The organism is Bradyrhizobium sp. STM 3562, from assembly GCF_045571435.1.
Lineage (GTDB): Bacteria > Pseudomonadota > Alphaproteobacteria > Rhizobiales > Xanthobacteraceae > Bradyrhizobium.
The window spans coordinates 6,170,273-6,191,991 of sequence record NZ_CP120694.1; the positions used below are offsets into that span (position 1 = coordinate 6,170,273).

Annotated in this window: 13 protein-coding genes and 2 pseudogenes; 8 read left to right on the top strand and 7 right to left on the bottom strand. The window is 59.0% G+C overall.

Features of this window, described 5'->3' with window-relative positions:
• Window positions 1–169: 169 nt before the first annotated feature.
• The 3 genes from P6U23_RS28510 to dctA all read right to left on the bottom strand — a co-directional run bounded on the left by P6U23_RS28510 (window position 170) and on the right by dctA (window position 4,878).
• Window positions 170–964 carry a YopT-type cysteine protease domain-containing protein gene (locus tag P6U23_RS28510; protein WP_407175735.1) on the bottom strand — a complete coding sequence of 265 codons (795 nt, stop codon included), beginning with the start codon at window positions 962–964 and terminating at the stop codon, window positions 170–172.
• A 678-nt stretch (window positions 965–1,642) separates the two neighbouring features.
• The gene (locus P6U23_RS28515; protein WP_407175736.1) at window positions 1,643–2,827 is read right to left on the bottom strand and encodes a TlpA disulfide reductase family protein; all 1,185 of its coding nucleotides are present in this window, start codon (window positions 2,825–2,827) and stop codon (window positions 1,643–1,645) included.
• A 698-nt stretch (window positions 2,828–3,525) separates the two neighbouring features.
• Window positions 3,526–4,878 (bottom strand): C4-dicarboxylate transporter DctA, encoded by a 1,353-nt coding sequence (gene dctA / locus P6U23_RS28520; RefSeq protein WP_407175737.1) that lies wholly within the window; start codon window positions 4,876–4,878, stop codon window positions 3,526–3,528.
• Between the two features lie 1,827 nt (window positions 4,879–6,705).
• Between dctA and cysD the strand changes: the two genes are divergently transcribed.
• The 4 genes and pseudogenes from cysD to P6U23_RS28540 all read left to right on the top strand — a co-directional run.
• A complete protein-coding gene (cysD, locus tag P6U23_RS28525) occupies window positions 6,706–7,626 on the top strand; it encodes a sulfate adenylyltransferase subunit CysD (RefSeq protein WP_407175738.1) in 921 nt (306 codons plus the stop codon).
• A complete protein-coding gene (cysN, locus tag P6U23_RS28530) occupies window positions 7,626–9,515 on the top strand; it encodes a sulfate adenylyltransferase subunit CysN (RefSeq protein ID WP_407175739.1) in 1,890 nt (629 codons plus the stop codon). Before cysD ends, cysN begins: the two co-directional genes overlap by 1 nt.
• 251 nt (window positions 9,516–9,766) lie before the next feature.
• Window positions 9,767–10,597 (top strand): sulfite exporter TauE/SafE family protein, encoded by an 831-nt coding sequence (locus P6U23_RS28535; RefSeq protein ID WP_407175740.1) that lies wholly within the window; start codon window positions 9,767–9,769, stop codon window positions 10,595–10,597.
• 355 nt (window positions 10,598–10,952) lie between these two features.
• Window positions 10,953–11,201 (top strand): annotated as a pseudogene (locus P6U23_RS28540) (IS630 family transposase); the annotation flags it as partial.
• Window positions 11,202–11,461: 260 nt separating this feature from the next.
• On the opposite strand, the gene P6U23_RS28545 reads toward P6U23_RS28540, so the two are convergent.
• The gene (locus P6U23_RS28545; protein ID WP_407175741.1) at window positions 11,462–11,668 is read right to left on the bottom strand and encodes a hypothetical protein; all 207 of its coding nucleotides are present in this window, start codon (window positions 11,666–11,668) and stop codon (window positions 11,462–11,464) included.
• A 61-nt stretch (window positions 11,669–11,729) separates the two neighbouring features.
• Between P6U23_RS28545 and P6U23_RS28550 the strand changes: the two genes are divergently transcribed.
• The 4 genes from P6U23_RS28550 (at window position 11,730) to P6U23_RS28565 (ending at window position 15,652) form a co-directional block, all read left to right on the top strand.
• Window positions 11,730–12,137 carry a hypothetical protein gene (locus tag P6U23_RS28550; protein ID WP_407175742.1) on the top strand — a complete coding sequence of 136 codons (408 nt, stop codon included), beginning with the start codon at window positions 11,730–11,732 and terminating at the stop codon, window positions 12,135–12,137.
• A gap of 969 nt (window positions 12,138–13,106) precedes the next feature.
• Entirely contained in the window at window positions 13,107–13,793 is a 687-nt protein-coding gene (modB, locus tag P6U23_RS28555) for a molybdate ABC transporter permease subunit (protein WP_407181615.1), read from the top strand.
• Window positions 13,790–14,956: a molybdenum ABC transporter ATP-binding protein gene (gene modC / locus P6U23_RS28560; protein ID WP_407175743.1), complete on the top strand. Its 1,167-nt coding sequence runs from the start codon at window positions 13,790–13,792 to the stop codon at window positions 14,954–14,956. The genes modB and modC overlap by 4 nt, the downstream gene beginning before the upstream one ends.
• A 141-nt stretch (window positions 14,957–15,097) precedes the next feature.
• Complete coding sequence (locus P6U23_RS28565; RefSeq protein ID WP_407181616.1) at window positions 15,098–15,652, top strand: peroxiredoxin; 555 nt, start codon at window positions 15,098–15,100, stop codon at window positions 15,650–15,652.
• A 1,545-nt stretch (window positions 15,653–17,197) separates the two neighbouring features.
• Here the strand turns inward: P6U23_RS28565 and P6U23_RS28570 are convergent.
• From P6U23_RS28570 to P6U23_RS28580, 3 genes and pseudogenes are all read right to left on the bottom strand, one after another.
• Window positions 17,198–18,004, bottom strand: coding sequence for a metallophosphoesterase family protein (locus tag P6U23_RS28570; RefSeq protein ID WP_407175744.1), 807 nt, complete (start codon window positions 18,002–18,004; stop codon window positions 17,198–17,200).
• Window positions 18,005–19,005: 1,001 nt separating this feature from the next.
• Window positions 19,006–20,376, bottom strand: coding sequence for a M16 family metallopeptidase (locus P6U23_RS28575; RefSeq protein WP_407181617.1), 1,371 nt, complete (start codon window positions 20,374–20,376; stop codon window positions 19,006–19,008).
• Window positions 20,362–21,660, bottom strand: a pseudogene (locus P6U23_RS28580) (M16 family metallopeptidase); the annotation flags it as partial. The pseudogene P6U23_RS28580 and the gene P6U23_RS28575, both read right to left, overlap by 15 nt.
• Between the last annotated feature and the right edge of the window lie 59 nt (window positions 21,661–21,719).

Genomic DNA, 21,719 nt, shown 5'->3' on the forward strand with positions numbered 1-21,719 from the left:
GCCCGGCAGGTCGAGGCGGGCTAAACTGTTTCGTGGCCAGAATCCGTAAAAGGCCTTAAGATCCCGGCGCCATGGCAACCGTAACGACGCAATCCTCTGCAAGCTCAATCACACGATAGACCCATGGGGCGGCGAACGGGCGCCACTTGCGGGCAGACTGCAGGCCGACTCAAGACATTTTTCGTGTCGTGATTGTCTCCAAATGCAGGCCATTGGGCTCGATATAGCGATCTGAGAGGCGTTGGAGCAAGTTGGCTACCTCATTTGATGGAACCGCAAATTCTCCATGATTAGGATCAAAGAGTGTGGTCCTTCCATCCAAGGTCGACGTCGCGACTGTGTGCCGTCCACCTTCGACGAAAGACAAGCTCAGCAAATACTTCGATCCATCGGCAGTGATTTTGTCCAGCATGCGGGAGACGCCTGCAGGGGCGTCGAATCGGTATACCTTTTCCTTTTGGGATGGTTGCAAACCCGCTTCCCGCAACATGGCGTATTTCGCCTCACTGTTGGCGCGCGAAGATTCTGTCCCCTCGCTTCGCAAGTCGCCCCTGATCTCCATGTAGCGCTCCTGCCACTCAGAGGCCGACTGGTGCCCCTCGGATCCGGGTAATAGCGCAGTCATTCGGGATCGCGGGCTGTTCTGGAGATTGCTGAGCCACTCCGCGGTCAGCCCAACGCATATGCCATCGACATTCGCATCACGCAATACGGCGGTCCTGTAGTCGAACAGCGGGGCGTTTGGTGTTGCTCGAGCGGATGCGGTGGGTTGGCTAGGATCCGAGACATTTGGCTTGCTGGCGCAGCACCCCATGTTGTCAGCCGACTCCCCAGACAGAACATTTCTCCCCAGAGCGAGGTCGGCAACTACATCCATAAAGCTGTCACCGTTCACTGACTCACTCGGTTCGGCAGACTGAGGATTAGGTGACGATGGGCGCTCTATTCGATTATACATCATCATTTGCCTCGGATCTGGCGTCAGCCGCTTTGCTGGACGTCCGGACTGCTTTGTCCGTGCTGCGAAGGATAATCAGACAAGCTGATGACAACCTGACGGACAGGTGTCACCCGGGTTAGAGCCCATGAGGAGGCGCATATTTAGAGGCTGGGTTGAAAGGCATGTCTTCGGGCCGCGAGCGCGACCGAAGTGATGTCGCCCATGCCTCGGACGTGCGTTCACGTGCTTCGAGATCAATGAGGACGTGACCGTGAGATCGCTCGCGGAGCGCCGCAATGAAGAAGGACCATCCAACCCGCGGAGACGTCAGAGGCCGGACGCGCCCGTATAGGAAGCAATCAACAAGAAAACCGCGATGCTCCCGCCCATGAGTTCGTCGCATACGTTCGGGGCGCGCATGTGGCCACCGTGTTGTGTGGGCGAGGAGCGAGCCCGGCGTTTTCTGGTTGAGTTCTTGAACGAGACATTGTTTTCCCAAGGCGAAGCGGCGCTCCTCTCATCTTGACGCAGGTCGTACGCGTTCGCGGTGTCCAGCCGGACAATCGTGCACGATGTTTCCAACGCTGCGTGCGTCAGAGAGGCAAGTTTGCGTTCGAACCGACAATCCGCGGCAAAGGCGCGACACGATAGGTCGCCTATTCACAGTTGCATCCATGGATGGGACGGGCCAGACGGAACACCTCAGCGCTTCTTCGGTTTCCTCTTGCGGCCAATCGGGTTTGAGACCGTCTGACCCTTTGTATCCAGAAACGCACACTGTATCCCATGACACGCCTTCTGCCCCTTGTAGTTGGCGAGAGCCTGGAGCAATCCCGACCGCGCGTCGTGCTTCAATTCGTCGGGAATAGGCTTCGCGCTATCCAGCGACTTCAGCGCCACCTCGACCAATGCGATCGCGCGCCCCTTCTGTCCGATCTCATAGTGATACTGAGCAACTGCACCATAGGACAGGAACTTGGGGCCGCCGCCGCGTTCTGGAGGATCTAGTTTCAGAATGTGCGCGGACAATTCTTTGCCGATCGCAATTCGCTCGGCCTGCGGGAACTGGGAATTGTCATTCGCCGGATCGAAGAGTTGACGCATGGCTCCCGCCATCCACACCTCGGAGTTTCGCTCGATTGCGTCCCGAACGAGTTGTCGCATCACCGGCACGCCGTTCTGGATATCGCCTACCTTGTGAAGCAGAAGATCCACCTGGACTACGCGGGAATTGATGTCGTCCGGCATGACAGCGACTAGCTCGTTGACCGCCGAAAGCGCCGCCGCCCAGTCAGCGGCCTTCAGGGCCGGCCGTAGCTTGGCCAAGATCGGTTCAGTCAGTGCTCGCTCGCGATCCCGTTCAGCCGTGTTGCGTTTGCCTTCCGCAATCCGCTCGCTGTCGGCGGTTTTCCCTTCATCGCTGGTTCGCCAGCTACCGTCTAACACTTTCGGCAACACGTCATTGAGTTGGCCCGGATGACCGATGAAGGCGATACGACCGTCACGATCGAGCACAAATGAGGTAGGAATCCCGACAGAAAAGCTCGCCTCCATCCAAAGCTTGTTCATTTCGCCAGTCAAGTCGAATCCGATTCTATAATTTAGATTCGAGAAGTTCTCGTTTAACCACGTCTCCAACTTGGTTCGGGCCTCTTCCACCGTTTCAGCTTGTTCGGCCGCCGCAATTCCGATGACCTCAACTCCGGCGTGTTTGTGGGTCTCTTGGAGCTGGATCAGATGAGGCATTGCCGCGACGCATGGCCCGCACCAGGTTGCCCAAAATTCGACGATATAGATTTTACCCGACTCAAAAGTCGTCAGGGGCTGCCCGCGCAGCCAGTTCTCCACCTTCATTGGAGGAGCTGGGGAGTCCATGCGCAGCACCATCTCTTCGTTCTCCCGATCTATCGTTGAAGCGCTCGAGCTACGCTAAGTGTCCCGATGGGTTGAGACACGGGATCTGCAGGTTGGCCCGCAAACTGCGCTCTGTGTTGTTTTCATCAATAGCAAGCACCGTGCCAAGAACGTGTTCGAGCGTTGAGGGCATGAGCACGCTTAAACCAGCTCTCTAAAGCTGCCGATCTTGCGGTGTGTCCGAGACCGCACAGTTGGACGCTTCGCGCCAGTGAAGGAACCTGCATTGCGATCTTATGCGCAGCTCACTACTGCTCCTTCGCCAGTACCTGCAGTCGCCCAATGCATCAGCCGGGACGAGCAAAATGCCTTGCCCCCGCACGAGCTATTCGTATTCGAATAGGAGATTATCGGCCTACGAGAGAAGCTGCGGTCGGATGATCAAGTTGAAACGTGAATTGAAGATTGAATAGACCACGAGGGGCACGTGCGCGCTGCATTTGCTGATTTCCTCGCGCCTGGAAAGATTGTTAGTACTTACACGCAGTGAACATCACCCCCAAGACCGATGGCAGCTTTGCTGGTAGCGGGATCAAGGCCCCGCTTCCGGCGCTTCCCTGAGCGAGCCCGCTGCCAGTCGCCTTGCAACATGACGTCTCCTATTGACAGTCGACGCTGGTGCCCGCCCGCTTGCCTCACCGTGACCGTCGACTATGCGCCGCACCCATTTTCTATTCGCCCTGAGTAACAGAACGTGGAACCCTATTTCCTCTTCTTGGCGTCTCGAAGTCGCTCGGATCGATCCGCCGCTTCAGCGCCGTCTGCAGCGCGGCGTGGTCGAGTTCGCCCTCCCACCACGACACGAACACCGCGGCGATGCCATTGCCGGTGATGTTGGTGAGCGCACGCACCTCGCTCATGAACTTGTCGATTGAGAACACGATCGCCATGCCCGCCACCAGCGCCGGATTGACGACCGAGAGCGTCGCCGCGAGCGTGATGAACCCCGCGCCCGTGACGCCGCTCGCCCCCTTCGAGGTCAGCATCGCCACCACAAGAATGGTCAGCTGCTGGCTGAAGGTGAGATCGATGCCGAGCGCCTGTGCGATGAACAGGGTCGCCAAAGTCATATAGATGTTTGTACCATCGAGATTGAAGGAATAGCCCGTGGGCACCACAAGGCCGACCACCGATTTGGAGCAGCCGAGCCGCTCCAGCTTCTCCATCAGTTGCGGCAGTGCGCTTTCCGATGAGCTCGTGCCCAGCACGATCAGGAGCTCGTCCTTGATGTAGGCGATGAACTTGAAGATGGAAAAGCCGACAAAGCGCGCGATCAGGCCGAGCACGATCACCACGAACAGCCCAGCGGTTGCATAGAACAGGGCGATGAGCCCAATCAGGTTGCCGAGGGCGGCGGGACCGTATTTGCCGATGGTGAAGGCCATCGCGCCGAAGGCGCCGAGCGGAGCCGCTTTCATGACGATGCCGATCACGCCGAACACCGCATGCGCGGTATCGTCGACGAGCGAGCGCAGCCGATCGGCTTTCTCGCCCATTGCCATCAACGCGAAGCCGAACAGGATCGCGAACAAGAGCACCTGCAGAATGTCGCCCCGCGCGAGCGCGCCGACCACGCTGTCAGGAATGATGTTGAGGACAAAGTCGACGGACTTGATCGCCTTGGCCTGATCGACATAGGTCTGGACCGCGGCGGCGTCCGGCTTGGCGGCGAGGCCATGGCCGATCTGAAACAGGTTGCCCATGATCAGGCCGATGACCAGCGCAAAGGTCGAGACGATCTCGAAATAGACCAGCGCCTTGATGCCGACGCGGCCAACCTTGCGCGCATCCTGGATGTGCGCAATGCCCGAGACCACCGTGCAGAAGATGATCGGTGCGATCACCATCTTGATCAGCTTGATAAAGCCGTCGCCGAGCGCCTTGATCCAGTCATTGGTCGCAAGATGAGGCCAGACCCAGCCGACCACCACACCGAGCACGATCGCGAATAGAACCTGGACGTAGAGGATATTGTACCAGGGTTGATAGGCCCGCCCGGGGCTCGCAGTTGAAATGGCTCTCATGACGCTTCCTCGCCCTAGAATTCATTGAGACGGTCGCGCGATGAATAGCAACCGCCGTCACATAATTCATTTGTCCTGTTGGCAGCTTTGTCCGGCGCCATGTGTCGGAAATCCGACAATCGGCAGCCCTCGCTCAAAGCTTTCCACAGGGTAGGTGCTTCTTTTTTCTCCTAAAGCAAGGAACGCACCATCACCCCACGATCGGCTCAGGAAGGCGCGGAATTAAGAGGAAGGGGCGCCGGGCCCAACAACTCGGTGCGGGACGCGGTGACCCCTGATGGCTGACGTTATGATCTCGTCGAAGGTGGTCGTCATTCGGTAGCCTTTGAGCTCTCCCGAACGTTTGGCTAGTTCAATCAAATAGTCCTCCGCAGCTCATCCGTAGCTGGCACAATCGTCTATGGAAGCATCAGCGCCGCCGACCACATGATCTTGGTCCCGGAGCGGATCCAGCTCAGGGATAGGATCTTGAGAATAATATGGCAAGCTTCTGCAGTCGCGACTGGATCATAGTTCAGGTCGCCTTCCCATCATCAAATCGGCTACGTGCTGTGGCGTTTCTCGCAAGGCGGAACTACATAGGTCTCGTAGATCATTTTTCGCCGGGCAGGATCGTCGAAATCGCAGCCGAGTGACCATCCGCTAGTTTTTAAAACCACTCGATGTTTGGCCGGCGATTTCTACGAGCTTCGAGTTCCGAGATTTGCGGAAGATCGGAGGGGCATGATGCTCGATCGATCATCATATTCCTGAGACTAGGTTGGGATAGCGGCCGCACAATTCGAGCGATTCGGCCGCCTATCCTGTGGCCGATCACAACCGGCTTTTGCAGTGTCAGTCTGAGCGCATTGCCATGCGAGATCGTCCGCAATCCTGGCTACGTGTGCTCGGATGCATCGCTAGTGAGCGCAAAGATTGACGGCCGCGACGCGACGGCTTTGGGCGCAAAGTGAAGATGCCGTGGTGGCCCGTCCACCCGTTAATAATGACTACTAGAGGAGCGAGGGCGGCTGCCGCTGCGGCCTCAACCAGCGCCAAACACACCATCGCAAGTCCGCAAGACGGCCTTTCAAGGTTGTGACAAGAGAGCACAGCCATTGCGCCTGCACTGAGCTTTCTTTCGCCTGCCCGCCGCGAGACCTTGAACCGGACCAACGCGTACGCGGTGTCGGCCAACAGGCAATAGGAAAAGCATCACGACTGCGGATTCCGAATGCCCGCCGAAAAGAGCAGCAGCCACCGCGCTGAACGAAGCGGCACCTATCATTTGCACGAAAGTTCTTGCGGGCCAATGGAGCCCACAGCATCTGACATCGGGCGCAGCGCTTCGTTAATGCAGCCAACAGCTGATTACGACAGCTTTAGATCATCTGATAGGTACGAAACGTACATTCCCAGTCAGCAGCGCACGAACATGGAAAGCCGTCCGGATCGGGTTCATGTCGCAGTCCATTGAAGCTATTGGCTGTAATGCCCAGCCTGCTCTGCGCGAGCAGGAGGGACTAAGCGCAAAGTCATTTGATCCGGACACTTAAGGTCCGCTCAGAGTAAATAATTCTCCTGTTGATGGAGAAGCGAGAACAGCAAGAGCACAGTAGTCGTCTGGAGAGCATGAGACGTTTCATGCACCTGGTGACGCTTGCAAATTCTGCCGTAGTGATGCAAATCGCCTCGCCCTACGTTGGTGACTTGACGAGATCCTCACGGAGCCCAACGGCTGCCGGTACGCTATCGCAAGCCCAACTACCGAAGCGGCAATTTCATCGCATGGGGAGCAGCCCCGGAATCTTCGATATGAACGCTACGGCTCAAACTGACTTTCAATCCATGGTCAAACCGGCAAACCGTACGCTGCCGCGGCATTTGCGGCGACTGGAGGCCGAATCGATCGAGATCATGCGCGACGTGGCGGCCGAGTTCAAAAAGCCCGTCATGCTCTATTCCATCGGCAAGGATTCCAGCGTGATGCTGCATCTTGCGGTGAAGGCGTTCTATCCGGCCAAACTGCCCTTCCCGCTCCTCCACGTCGATACGACCTGGAAGTTTCGCGAGATGATCAGCTTCCGCGACGAGACCGCCAAGCGGCTCGGGGTCGATCTCATCGTGCACGTCAATAAGGAGGGGATTGAGCGCGGCATCAATCCGATCACGTCGGGGTCCTCCCTGCACACGCAGGTGATGAAGACGGATGCGCTCAAGCAGGCGCTCGACCTCTACGGCTTCGATGCGGCGTTCGGCGGCGCGCGGCGCGACGAGGAGAAAAGCCGCGCCAAGGAGCGCATTTTTTCGTTCCGCTCGCCTGGACACATCTGGGATCCGCGCAACCAAAGGCCGGAGCTCTGGAATCTGTTCAACACCCGGATCAGGCAGGGCGAAACCATGCGCGTGTTTGCGCTGTCGAACTGGACGGAGCTCGACGTCTGGGAATACATCATGCTGGAGAAAATCCCGGTCGTCCCGCTCTATTTCGCGAAACAGCGCCCCGTGGTGCGCCGAAACGGTACGTTGATCATGGTCGATGATGAGCGCCTTCCGCTCGAGCCGGGCGAGACGCCCGAGCTGAGAATGATCCGTTTCCGGACCCTCGGCTGCTACCCGCTCAGCGGCGCCATCGATTCCGAGGCTGCGACCATCGAGGAGATCGTCGCGGAGATGCAGGTCGCGAGAGTCTCCGAACGCCAGGGACGGCTGATCGACAGCGATGAAGCAGCCTCGATGGAGAAAAAGAAGCGGGAAGGCTACTTCTGATGGATACGGCCACCATGCAGGGGCTGGGCGCGCCCGAAAACAAGGATCAGCTCCGTTTCATCACCTGCGGCTCGGTCGACGACGGCAAGTCGACACTGATTGGCCGGCTGCTGCATGACAGCAAGATGATCTACGAGGATCAGCTTCAGGCGCTGGCGCGCGACAGCGTCAAGCACGGGACGACCGGCAGCGATATCGATTTTGCTCTCCTGGTCGACGGCCTCGAGGCGGAGCGCGAGCAAGGCATCACCATCGACGTGGCGTACCGCTTTTTCACCACGCCGCGGCGCTCCTTCATGGTGGCGGACACACCGGGCCATGAGCAATACACCCGCAACATGGCCACCGGCGCTTCCAATGCGCAACTCGCAATCATCCTGATCGACGCCCGCAAGGGCATGCTGGTCCAGACCAAACGCCACTCCTTCATCTGCTCGCTGCTCGGCATTCGCCACGTCGTGCTGGCGGTGAACAAGATCGACCTGGTCGACTACCGCAAGGAGGTGTTCGACCGCATCGTCGGCGATTACGTCGCTTTCGCCTCCACGCTGGGCTTTACCTCGATCGTGCCCGTTCCGATCTCCGCGCGCTATGGCGACAACATCATCGACCGGTCCGGCAACACGGAATGGTACCACGGCCCATGCCTGCTGGACTATCTCGAGAGTGTCGACATCCAGTCCGAGGTGGCCGGCCTGCCGTTCCGCTTTCCGGTGCAATGGGTGAACCGCCCCAACCTGGACTTCCGCGGTTACGCCGGCACTATCGCCTCCGGCAGCGTGGCGGTGGGCGACGACATCGTGGCGGCCGCTTCGGGCCGGATCTCGCGGGTCAGGCGGATCGTGACCTACGATGGCGATGTCGCGAGCGCGGAGGCTGGCGACGCGGTGACGATCACGCTGGAAGACGAGATCGACATCAGCCGCGGCGATATGCTGGCGAGGCCCACGGAGCGCCCGGAGGTGGCCGATCAATTCGCGGCCCATGTGATATGGATGGATCAGGAGGCCCTCGTTCCCGGCCGGTCCTACGTGATCCGGGTCGGCACCCAGTCGATCCCAACCGGCAGCGTTACCGCGATCAAATACAAGATCGACGTCAATACCAGGGAGCATCTGGCAGCCCGAACCCTGGGCCTCAACGAAATCGGCTTCTGCAACATCGCCACTGCCCTGCCCGCCAGCTTCGATGCCTATGAGGCGAACCGGCGCACCGGATCGTTCATCATCATCGACCGCTATACCAACCGCACGGTTGGCGCGGGAATGATCGCATTTCCCTTACGGCGCGCCACGAACATCGCTTGGCAACCGCTCACGGTCGGCAAACAGGAGCGCGCCGCGCTGAAGCACCAAAAGCCGTGCATCATCTGGTTCACCGGCCTCTCGGGCGCCGGCAAGTCGACCATCGCCAACATGGTCGACCAGAAGCTGTTCGCGCGATCGCATCACACGATGCTACTGGACGGCGACAACGTCCGGCATGGTCTCAATCGGGACCTCGGCTTCACCGAGGCCGACCGCGTCGAGAACATCCGTCGCGTCGGCGAGGTGGCAAAGTTAATGGTCGACAGCGGCCTGATCGTGATCTGCTCGTTCATCTCCCCCTACAGGGCAGAGCGCAAGATGATCAGGGGTTTGGTCGGCGACGGAGAATTCCTGGAAGTATTCGTTGACACGCCGATCGAGGAATGCGAACGCCGGGATCCCAAAGGGCTTTATTCGAAGGCGAAGTCTGGCAAGATCAAGAACTTCACCGGCCTCGATGCGCCTTATGAGGCTCCGATCTCGCCGGAAATTCATCTAATGACGGCACGGTTTCAGCCTGAGCAGCTCGCCGATGAGGTGGTCAACGCGCTCCTTAGGCGCGGCATTGTGTCCTCGCCGTGAGATTCGGATCCGACGCACCTGTTTCGATTGCGACGGATGCCCCCGCGCCCGGATCGGACCTCACCAAAGTCAGCACCGTCGATCTGCCCTCGCAAAAACGTTTATTTCGGCGAGCGGACGCGAGTTGGGAAATATAGCTACCATGCATCAGGACACCCCAGCACGATCTCTTATTTGTTCTAATCCAACAGGATCAATGAGGAAGTTCTGCGTATCCTTGGCGACTGAAAAAGCTCGAGACTGACCTGGATATGATCGATCCCCTCTACGTCGCCTCGGGATTCGGTGTCGGCCTACTTGTCGGGATGACCGGCGTGGGCGGTGGCTCGCTGATGACGCCGCTACTGATTCTGTTATTCGGCGTGCACCCATCGATAGCTGTTGGTACTGACCTGCTATACGCCGCCGCTACCAAGACCGGAGGCAGTGTGGTGCATGGCTGGTCGCGCACCGTTCACTGGTCGGCCGTAAGTAGGCTTTGCTGCGGCAGTATTCCTGCAAGCGTGCTGACGCTTTTTGTGTCGTGGAAGCTGGATCTCGGGAGTGATGTTGAGCGCAGCCTGGTCAACCTAGTGCTATCCGCGGCGCTTCTGCTCACCGCTGGATCTGCAATCTTACGTCCATGGATTGTTAACCGTTATCGGCCAAGGGCAATGCAAGTGGATACGAGAGTCACCACGATCGCGACCGTGCTCCTCGGTGCTGTGCTCGGCGTGCTGGTGTCCATTTCGTCCGTTGGCGCGGGCGCTGTCGGCGTCACGGCGCTTCTTCTCCTCTACCCTCGCCTACCGATGGCGACTATCATCGGATCGGACATCGTACACGCAGTACCATTGACACTTGTTGCCGGCGCCGGGCACTGGGCAGTGGGCGCCGTGGACTGGCATCTCATGGGCGTGCTGCTGATGGGCTCTCTGCCGGGGATTGTCGTGGGAAGCTACAGTGCCGCACGCATTCCCGAGACGGCACTCCGATTTGCGCTCGCTACCGTTCTGATTATTGTCGCGACAAAGATCATATCTGAGGAACTGCATTTACCATTGGCGACTCTCCAAGCTTCGGCCCGGAGCGAAGCGCATTGAGCTGCATCGGTTCCTCGCGCGCGCAAGCTCTCCTGTCCCGGGTTGGCGACGGCGGCACGCGCAATGAGAGACAGCGCAAGCTGCCTTCGGGAGATCGATGATGTCCGATCGAGACATCCGGCGCGGGTGATCGCAAAAGCGTCGGGCTTCGCAAAGAAGGGCCATGAAACGCAAATACCCCTAAGGTCCCGCTCATCTCGAGCATGACCTTCCAGAAGTCGGTCCGCCTTCGACCACGTCGAAGACACACGTTCGCGCAGACGTCACAGGACGTGCGGGCGCTGCCGGATTGCTGATGTCCTCAACTAATCTTACTGCTTCAGAAATTCGATAGCTGATGCGGTCGCCAGGCACGGCTTCCTCCTGCCTGCTCGAGCCCGCCCGCACCCTGGAGCTGCTGGCGGGCAGCTTGTCGCGCGAGAGGGTGCGCCGCCGCCTGACCGCGAAGGATCTGAAGCCGTGGACAAGTGGTGCATTCCCCAGGTCGACGGGATTACATCGCCCGCATGGAATGCCGAGGCACCCGACCCGAGGCCCCCAGTGGTCTGCTTCGGCGAGAGCCCGATCCGAGCTCATAGGCCAGATGCGCCAGCCGACGACGGCTTCGTGATCAGCGGCCACGTCAGGTGGTCCTTCTGACTGCGCCGCCTCAGCGAGCGCCGCCATAGGTAGGCCGCATCAGCAAGCAGCGCTATCCCCGATCCTGCTCGGGCGGAATCGTCACCTGAGAGAGCAGGGAAGACGGCGCGCCTTGCACCATCTGGCATCGTATCCCGCACGCGAAGAGGACGCGGCCGCTGTCCCCGCGAGCGGCCGGTGCACGAGGCCTCTATCCTCAATTTCTGCTTGGCTTGCTTTCCGTTGTTAGTGCCGTACGCACGACGGATCGGTCAAACAAAAGAAGAGATCGCAGATGCCATCCAACGGGTCCTCGGCGCATTGAGGATATGATGTATCAGCTACCTGCAGCTTGGTGGTGACCGGTTGTGCGGCAACCTCAGTAATAAAAGTCGGCACCGCCGCCGTTGCAAGCGCGACGGCGCTCGCAGTTACAAACAGCAATTTTTTCATTCGAGTGTCGCTTTCCTAGGTTGGCCCCAGCCTCCTCAACGTCTACATGACGAGGCCGCAATTGGTAAAATTGATTTTCTTGATTGGGTCTATCTACGGAATGGATAAGCTTGGGGCATCTCCGGGGCTTGGTCTTAAGTTGCTCGGAAACAGCGAAGCCGTTTATGGTCGGGCCGGCCTCGCATTGATCGACGCATTTGTCGGAGCAATCAAACACCGCGTGTTTTTGAGCCTGACTGCGTCGTCTGAGCCAGGAAATACGACGGCTGCGGAAATCGCTGTGATTCCATTCTTTTGTTCGGCTGCGCTGCAGGCAACACGGCAAGGCTTGGACCGGCCCAAGCGCGGCGGCACGCTAGCAGTGGAGCGGACTGCATTCCTGGCCAGAACTTGCATCGCCGCGATAGGGTTGTTGGACGCGGCCAACCTTGTGGCGCAGCGTGACGCATTGGTTGCCTTGCCGCGCTGAGGCGCCCGCGCGCCGGTTTTTGCCGCAGCGCTTTTCATTGCGCCTCGAATCGTTCGTAGCCTTGGCCCGGCCTGGCCGGCAATCAACATCTCGCGGTCGCGCAGCGCGAATCGCCACCGAGCTTTCCAGCCAGATCCGCGGTACCTTCGGTCTGCTCGTTCCAGCCCGAAAGGGGAAGGACCTTCGAGAAGAACGTCTGGAGCCTTCTTGCCGATCAAGACGGACTTGCATCGATCGTGCTTCCGATGTTGGAAGCCTGGAGTAGCATTCACTCGGCCGCACTCGGACGCCAGTAGGTCCGGCGACGCGCGACAGAACCAGGCGCGCGGGGACGGATACTCATTCTTATCTTCCTCTTTGCCGGCTCCTTTGAGGCGTCCGTTCAAGTATTTGTGGAAGTTCTCAACCTGACGTGATTTCAAGGTCGTCATCTTGGCATGCCATTCGCGTATCGTTTTGGACGCGGCACTGTGGGAAACCTGACAAACGACTCTCGTTCACTGGCACGATCGTCCCGTTCACCTTTTATGTGTCCTTAAGGCGCCATCAGCCGAGGTTAAGTGAGCGGCACGCCGATTGCTCTGATGAGGTGGTGGAAAGCCACGTGCAGCCCAAGCGCTCGCTAGCCACGTAGCTAAGGAGCCACCCATGAGATCCGCGCAACTGATTTCAACGTCGATAAAGGTTTTGATCCGGCTTTTGCGAGAAAGAGCCGCGCTTGGCGCGCGTCAGGCTCACGGTCCGTACCACCCTCGGCTCCGTGACGAACCAGGACCTAGCATCCTTCACCCGATAGGTTTCGCGCCGGCCGGTGCGACATCGGTCCTAGGAGATCATCCAGCAATCCGCCGTTCGATCGAACATCGGTCCTGACCAGAAGGGCAAGGCGCCCCCCGACCTTCTGAGAGCGGGAAGGCAGACGATCACTGCGCTCCGTGAGCGGGCGCACAAGAGCGAGAGTTGATGAGCATGGATGGTTTTTCCACCGAGGTATGTGAGTCCATCAGACTCACTATCGAGCTCGCGATCCTCTCCACCGCGATTCTCTTGATCGTAGGCACGCCGCTTGCGTGGTGGCTGGCACGCTCGAAGACAGTGTTGGCCCTGGTGGTTGGCAACCTTGTCATGCTGCCGCTGGTCCTACCTCAGACCGTACTCGGCTTCTCCCTGCTCATGTTGCTTGGGCCCCATGGGCCTGGCGGCGCTCTCGCAGCTTTCTGGGGCGCACGAAGCATCGCCTTCACCTTTGCGGGCATCGTGGTCGGATCGGTCCTTTCGGCGCTGCCCCTCGTGGTCCAACAGATCCAGAACGGCTTCGTTGCGATGGGCGACCGTCCGCTGGAAGTTGCGGCCACTCTGCGCGCCTCTCCCTTGCGTGCCTTCTTCACAGTGGCCCTGCCCTTGGCGCGTCCGAACCTTCTCACTGCTGGCCTGCTTGGCTTTGCGAATACCATCGGCACCTTCGGAGCCGTTCTGATAATCGGCGGCAACATTCCTGGGCGCACCAAAGTGGTCTCGGCATTTCTCATCGACTATGTCCAGGCCTCGCGCTGGCGCGAAGCGAGCTGGCTTGCGGGTGGCATGCTGGCATTTTCTCTTGCCGTCATCCTTACCGTGACCACAATTGACAAATGCAGCCACAGGAGCAGCAGGTGAGGCTCGCGACGGCAGGCCGCATTGAAATCGCCTTCAAGGGTCCGCTCGGCTGCCTTACGCTCGATACGCAGTTCAGCGTGCCCGCGAAAGGCGTGACCGGGATTTTTGGGCCGCCCGAGTGTGGCAAGTCGACAATCGCGCGCTGTATCGCAGGCCTCGAGCATTTTCCGACCGGTTTCTGCGCCATCGATGGCGAGGTGTGGCAGGATGAGACCAAATTCCGCCCACCGCATTTGCGCGCTATAGGCTATGTGTCCCATGAGGCGAGCCTTTTTCCGCATTTGTCCGTCAGGCGCAACTTGCTTTACGGAGCGCCCAAACCTGAACCGACACCCATCGCGTTTGATGCGGTCGTGGAATGGCTTAGCCTAGCGCCGCTGCTGGATCACTCTCCTTCGTATATCTCGAGCGGCGAACGGCAGCGAGTGGCCATCGGCCGAGCGCTGTTGTCCCAACCCAGACTTCTTGTGCTGGACGAGCCACTAGCTTTGCTTGACGGATGGGCTAAGCGGGAGATGGTGGCAGCTATCGGACGCCTGCGTGAGAGGCTTGCTGTTCCAATGATCTACATCAGCCATGACATGGCCGATATAGAGCGCTTTGCCGACCATATCGTGCTGATGGAACGAGGGGTCGTGATCGCGGCCGGACCTCTGCATTCGCTGCAGACTGATCCAGCGTCGCCGCTCGCCGTCAGCCGCGAAGCCGCCGTCAGTCTTGATGCGGCTGTCGGGGGCTATGACGGACGCTATGGCCTGCTCATCCTGCGCGTGAAAGGTGCAAGGCTATTGGTGCCGGCGCCTCCCCTTGCCCCCGGCCTTCGGCAACGGCTGCGTATCGCGGCCCTCGACGTTAGCATCGCACGCGATCCACCACGTGCCAGCTCGCTCCTCAACGTCTTCCCAGCGCGCATCAAAGCCTGTTTGTCGCTCGCGACGTCAGAGGTCACGCTAGTACTTGCGCTCGGTACTGGAGGCTCGGGTACGGAGATTTTGTCGCGCATCACGCGTTTTTCCTTTGACTCACTAGGGCTCAAGGATGGAATGGACGTATTCGCGCAGTTCAGACACGTTTCTCTCGTCACGGCCTCCGAACCGATTCAGCCAACCACGCAGGCTTGCACGCCAGTTGCAGCTTCTGGAGAGGCAAGCGCCGCCGCCTGAAACGAGAATTCAGCTACGCCGCTCAACAAGCGTTCGATTGTTGCGTTTCCGCCAATGCAAGGGCGGGGCCCGAGTGGCACATTGCTTGCCTGCTTAGATCGCGAAATCATCAGCGCGCGAAGCGGGACTTGTGAGGATACTATGCTTGGAATTGGAAGTAGATTGCCTTCGTTCGAAATCACGGGCGTGAAGCCCGGCTTTCACGTACAGGAGGAAGAGGGGCAAAGCGCGCTCGAGACGCTCACCGAGCACAGCTTCCCCGGGAAATGGAAAGTCATCTTCTTCTACCCGAAGGATTTCACGTTCGTCTGCCCGACCGAGATCGCCGAGTTCGCCCGCCTGTCGAAGGATTTCGCCGACCGTGATGCGGTCGTGCTGGGCGGATCGACCGACAACGAGTTCTGCAAACTCGCCTGGCGACGCGAACACAAGGACCTGCACCGTCTACCGATCTGGCAGTTTGCTGACACGAAGGGCGCGCTGGTCGATGGTCTTGAGGTCCGCTCGCCTGATGGCGTCGCGTACCGCTACACGTTCATCGTCGATCCCGATAACGTGATCCAACACGTCTATGCGACGAATCTGAATGTCGGCCGCAGCCCTGCGGACACCTTACGCGTTCTGGATGCATTGCAAACGGACGAGCTCTGCGCCTGCGACCGCGAGATCGGCGGCGAAACGCTGAAAGTTGCCTGACGTATGATGTCAATTGAGCAATTGAAGCATCGGACTCCCGCGTTTGCAAAAGACGTCACATTAAATCTGACGTCTTTGCTCGCGAATGACACGCCCTCCCCATAGAGCAAATAGAGCTTATCGCCGCGATCCGACCTGCAGCCAACAGGTGATTTACGCAACAGAGGGGCTGCTGCCGGAGTGATGACCCCGGCGGCGAAAGCCGCAGCGTCAGTCATGGCAACGAATAATGTCTCTGACCGCCTCGTTCACGGCACTTCTAATCCGGAATACAAGATGCTGCCGGCGCGGCTGCGCATGAACGTGATCGCAAATCCGGGCTTGGACAAGGCGGTTTCGAGCTGTAGTGGCTGGCAGCAAGTGCCATTAACGGGTACAGCGCCTGCGTGGAAGGCCGTGAGAAGGCGCCGCTCGACCGCGATCCAGATGCGGTGCGCTCGCAGCGATCGTGCAGTGGGTTTGTCGTCAAGATCGAGGCGACCGGAGTCGCCATGATCAGCTGCCCAACTGATCTGACTCCTTCTATCCTGTCGGGGAATTCCGGTAATTGTCGCCTGGCACCGTCCTTGGTGGCCCCTTGTATCGGGGGAGCTTGGCAGGGATTAACGCTTGCACCGCTTTCGTCCGAGTCATCACGACGCCTATGACATGCGCACTCTCTTGCAAGATTTCCACGATGAGATGACTCCACATCCTTCCCGAGGCTATGAGCATCAGGAAGCGTTACATTCGGGTCAGCGACCCGAACGTGTTCTTGAGCATACGCCTTCCCTCCTCGGACGTGCCGGTCGACTCCGCTGGGGTTCAGCAACAACCTACTCGACACTCTTCTCTCAGCTCTTCCGCTACAGGCTCCGGAGCGGAGAAGAACGCACAGCGGTCCCGCTCCTAGTGGCTGCTGATCGAGGGGCGACGACTTTTCAGGCTGACGATGCCGATGCCTAGCGGGACTGTTGACGTCGCTTGCAGCATTCTCAATGTGTGGATGTCGGTCGAAAGGCTGGTTCGACCTGCCTCGCCGTCCCGCCTCGCTCAGACAGGTCATGAATGTGGGATCGCCCTACGAAGTAATCGACTGATGATCATTGGCAGCTGATCTCGGCCTTCCCGAGCTTTTTCCATGGGCTCTCGGCTCAGTAAGCGACCGATCTTGCGTGCGTTTCCCACACTACCGCTCGCCAGCAAATCCGAGATCTGCTCCAATTCGCTATCCGTCAAACGTGACATCTTGATTCCTCGTCTTGTAGGGCTCGACCGCGACGTTTATGTACATAGACGGTGCACCATCTCCGCCTTGTGTCGGTCCCGCCACTCCAAAATGAATGAAAGCCGAGCATTTGGCGTTTCCTTACGCATGGATGGCGCTCGTCTATGTATTCGAGCAGTTCGCGACCGCGTTCAAAGTGGCGCAATTCCTCTGCCGCCATGTCACGCCGCACTGGTCTAGGAGGCTGAATTGCTCGTTTGGACAGACAAATTCGGCCCGGTGTCGGTCGCACGACGGCAAGGCCATGGTTGGCGGCCATAGGTCAATGCCGTTTTCCCCTAGCTCGCTTGCAGACACCTACGAGCATCGCGCTCCAAGACAAGGCAGCTCAAGCGACCGCTCGCAAATGCACCCGTATCCAAGTTGATTCGGTTGGGAAGTATCTCAGGCTCCTCGACAGGTGAGTGCCCGTGAATGACAATCTTACCAAAGTTGATTTTGCTGCTAAGGAACTCGTCTCGAATCCAGAGCAGATCGGTCGGCCGCTGCTGGTCGAGCGGGATACCTGGCCGCACGCCGGCATGGCATAGAAAGTATTTGCCAACGGAGATCGAGAGCTTCAGCGATGAGAGGAACGCAACATGCTCATCCGGGACTGCGGCGCGAAAAGTCCTAGACGCCTCCTCGATCTCTTTTCCGACCATGAGCGTGCTGACAGCTACGCCATAGGAATGTATAGTCTCGAGCGCACCCCAGCGTCTCCAGCCGGCGCCGATCTCCGGGTCCATCAGGAACAGCTGGAGCATCTCCTCGTGGTTGCCTTTGAGCGGGACATACGGCGTGGGAAACGCGTTCCGCGTAAGCCGGTCCAGGACGCCTCGCGAATCCGGGCCCCGGTCAACGTAGTCTCCCAACGTCACCGTGAGTGCCTCCGCAGCAGGGCGGTCGGCAAGATCCCGTCTGATGAGATCGGCAATTTTATCGAGCAAATCAGAGCGACCGTGGATGTCGCCGATTACATAAACCCTGATATCATCTGTTAGTGTAAGAGAAGAGTCGCCTACCATCATTCTCTCGGAATTTCCGAGCCCCTCTGCCGCAACGAAGAAAAGCCCACACTCATCAGGCCTGAGGCTCGAAAACACGCCTGCCTGCGGCGATGGGTGAACCCTTAAGAGTTCTGACTACAAATTGGGAGCCCATACGGACGAGACGTGGCCAGCCCGTGCTGCAAACGGGAGCCACGCTGCCGAAGGACGCACGACTATGCAACGTTCATTTTCCGCCGATTGGTGATTCGCCGCCTCGCTCAGAGCCCCATGGGCGTTCCGATTTTGGCTCTCGAGGCTCTACGACATTGCGTAGGACAGTTTCAGAAAGGCACATAAGCAGATGTTCAGGCGCGCACTCTTTTGCTTACCGGCGCTCCTGCTCTCGCTATTCGTCTGTTACCAGGAATCCTTCATGCCGTTTCCTACTTGCCGTCATTCTTCATGGAGGACCCTTGTCCAACAGAGGAGGCCAGAGTTGGATGCGCCCTGGGCAAACATTATGGCAAGATCGAGGGCTTTGCTCCGACAGGTACGGTACGTAACGAACGAACAGTCTCGTTTCCTGCCCCAGTGTGCCGCTTTGACTTCAGATTTGATCGTTTCGTACAAAGTTTTCAAAAACCGCGCCCTATAATGGACCATAATGGCGGCTGTCCGGTCGAATTAGAGCGACGCTGATCGCGTGCCGCGTTCTTTGTCAGGAGAAGTTCATGCGCTGGCCTTCATTGCCGCATCCGGAGCATTTTTGAGCGCCAGGGGTCTGCGGTCTGATCGTGCGGATACATACCCCGCTGTTTGACCAGATTTTCGAAGGAACGTCATTGCATTTTGGATCAGGGCCAGGATGAGCCGACACAGCCGAAGATGCTCTGGGCGATCTCCCACAATTCTTTGTTCTGCGCTGAGCCAATACTTTCCGCGCCTGACCAGCGCTGGCGGGAAGGTCGTTCAGTAACCATGATCAGAACGGCCAAGCGCGGTTATCGCACTTGCGAGCACTTGCTAGAGCCTGCCGATATGCACCACGCACGTGTGCCGCAGGGCGTGCGGACTGACGCCCTTGCTGGCGATCATAGGCGCAGGGCGCGAGGCCGTCACTCACACCGGACTGCAGGCGGCGGAGCGCGGCCGACGATAGTCGTGAGCAGGCCTTGGCCCCACAGCCGCTGCGCGGCTCTCTTGGCGTCCTCAAGCGTCACCGCATCGACGAGAGCGTTGTGCTTCTCGATATACTCGATCGGCAGCTTGTCGCGCTGATGCTGTAGTAGCGTATGTGCCAAGCCGGACTGTGTTTCCAACTCCATCATCTGCAAGCCCTTCAGGTAAGATTTGGCCTCATCCAGCTCCTCCCGCGTAGGGCCTTCCTCGGCTATGCGCCGAACCTGCCTTTCCAGCTCTTCAATCGTCTCACCCATACGATCGGGGCGGGTGCCGGCATTGCCTACGAACAAGGCGGAATGATCCATGGGCATCAATGTTTGGTGGACGGAATAGGCGAGCCCGCGCTTTTCGCGCACTTCGTGGAAGAGCCGGGAGGATAGACCACTGCCGCCAAAAATCTGATTCAGGAGACGGGTTGCCATATAATCCGGCTCGCTGCGGCGGACCGCGGCACCGCCAAATGTCACAACCGTCTGCGGCACGTCGAGCGGAATGAAAATTCGCTGGGGAGGCTTCGCCGGAGCCACATCGGCTACTTCCGTCAAATCCGACCGTTCGGGCAAGTTGCCAAATGTACTATCGAGCAGGCTCCCGAGCGTCTGCGCATCAATGTCACCTACCACCGCGATCTTGAGCGTGTCCTTGGCGATCACGCGACGGACGTAGTCCTTGAGGTCGGCGTTCTGAATCTTTTGCACGCTCTCCAACGTCCCCTCAGGCTCACGGCCATAGGGATGTGAGTTGAAGGCAAGTTCGAAGAACTTGCGATAGGCGGTCGATACCGGCTCCGTGGAACGGTGCCGCAAGCTCGCGAGCACCTCGGCCTGGATACGTTCGACATCGCGGGCGTCGAAACGGGGCGAGGTCAGCGCCATCCCGAGGAGCTCGAAGGCCTCATGCTTGTTATGCTTGAGCATGCGCAAAGACCCGCGGAGATCGTCCCGCGTCAAGGTAAAGTTCAGGTTGATTGCGCCTTTATCGAGCCTTTCGTGAAAACTCTTGGAGTCAAGATCGCCGGATCCTTCTGGGAGAAGCCGGGCTACCATGCAGCCGAGACCCGACCTTTCGGGAGGGTCCTGAGTTGATCCGCCTGCGAAGGCATATTGCATCGCGATCTGCGGGACGGTCGCATCTTGCACGAACCAGGCCTCGATCCCGCCCCGCGATACCAGCCGCTGGACTTCGGGCGCGCCATGCGACGGTGCAGAGCGGACTGTCGCCGGCGCGACCGGGGCGCCAGTGATGAACTCCCCACTCTCCGTCGACGAATACGCCGTTGGCGAGTCTCCTTGTTTTCCGGGCACCGAATGTTTGATGAGATAGCCCATCACGCTGCCCTTCCCGTCGAGCCATTTCTGGGCCGACTCGCGCACCTGCCCGGCGGTGACGGCACGGATGCTTTCCGGCAGTCTTCGGACGTCGTCGATGCTGAGGCCTGTGGCGAGCGCCGCGCCATACAATCTCGCAAGCGCCGGAGGACTATCCTGCGCGTACAGTAGGTTCGCAACTAGCCTCGTCTTGACGCGATCGATCTCCTCCGTCGGCGCGGGATTTTTGGTGAGATCGGCTACAACTTTGTCGATGGCTTCCTCGATCTGAGCGAACTCGAGGCCAGTCTTTGGAATAGCAGAGATCACGAATTGCGAGTCATCGAGCGATTTTGTCCCGTAGTACGCGGCCGTGCTGATCGCGACCTTTTTGTCATTTACTAGGTTTCGATAGAGGCGGGAATTATTCCCGCCGCCCATTAACTGCGCGAGCACGGTAAGCGTCGCGCTCTCGCCAGCCCCCGCGATAAGAGCCGACGGCACGCGATGATAGCGGTGCAACTGCGGCTGCTCGACCCGCGGATCGGCCAGGGTTACGGTGCGCAGGACCTCAGGCGCTGGCTCCTGCGGTCGGATGCGTTTTGCGGGTATCGAAATCTGCGCCGGAATATCGCCAAAGCTTTTCTCCACAATCGGACCGATATCCTTGCATACAACGTCGCCGGCGATGACCAAGATCGCGTTGTTCGGCGCATAGAAGCGCTTGTAAAAGGCAAACGCGTCCTCGCGGCCGAGCTTTGCGATCTCGTGCGGCCAGCCAAGCACGGGGTGCCCGTAGGGGTGGTTGACGTAGAGCGTCGCCATCATCTGTTCATGGAGCCGCCTCTCTGGACCGTTGGCATGGCGCACATATTCCTCCAGAACCACGTCACGCTCGGACAGCACGCTCTCATCTTCGAGAACAAGGCCAGTCATCCGATCGGCCTCAAATGCCATTATGGTTCCAAGGTATTCACGCGGCACGCGCTGGTAATAGCAGGTGTAATCGGTCGAGGTGAACGCGTTCTGATCGCCTCCAACCCGTCCCACGGTCTGGACAAATTCCCCCGCGGGATGCCTGGCGGTACCCTTGAACATCAAGTGCTCGAGGAAATGCGCTAGCCCGGATTTTCCGGGCGGCTCATCGGCCGAGCCGACTTTGTACCAAATCATCTGCGTGACAACCGGCGTGCGAGGACACGAGATCACCACCACCTGCAGCCCGTTTTGAAGAACAAAGCTTGCTACTCGTTCCGGGCTGATTGTGGTCTCGGTAAGGATGCTACTTTCAGGGGCATCCCGGAGATCGGGATTGCCGCTACTATCCGGATTACATCCGA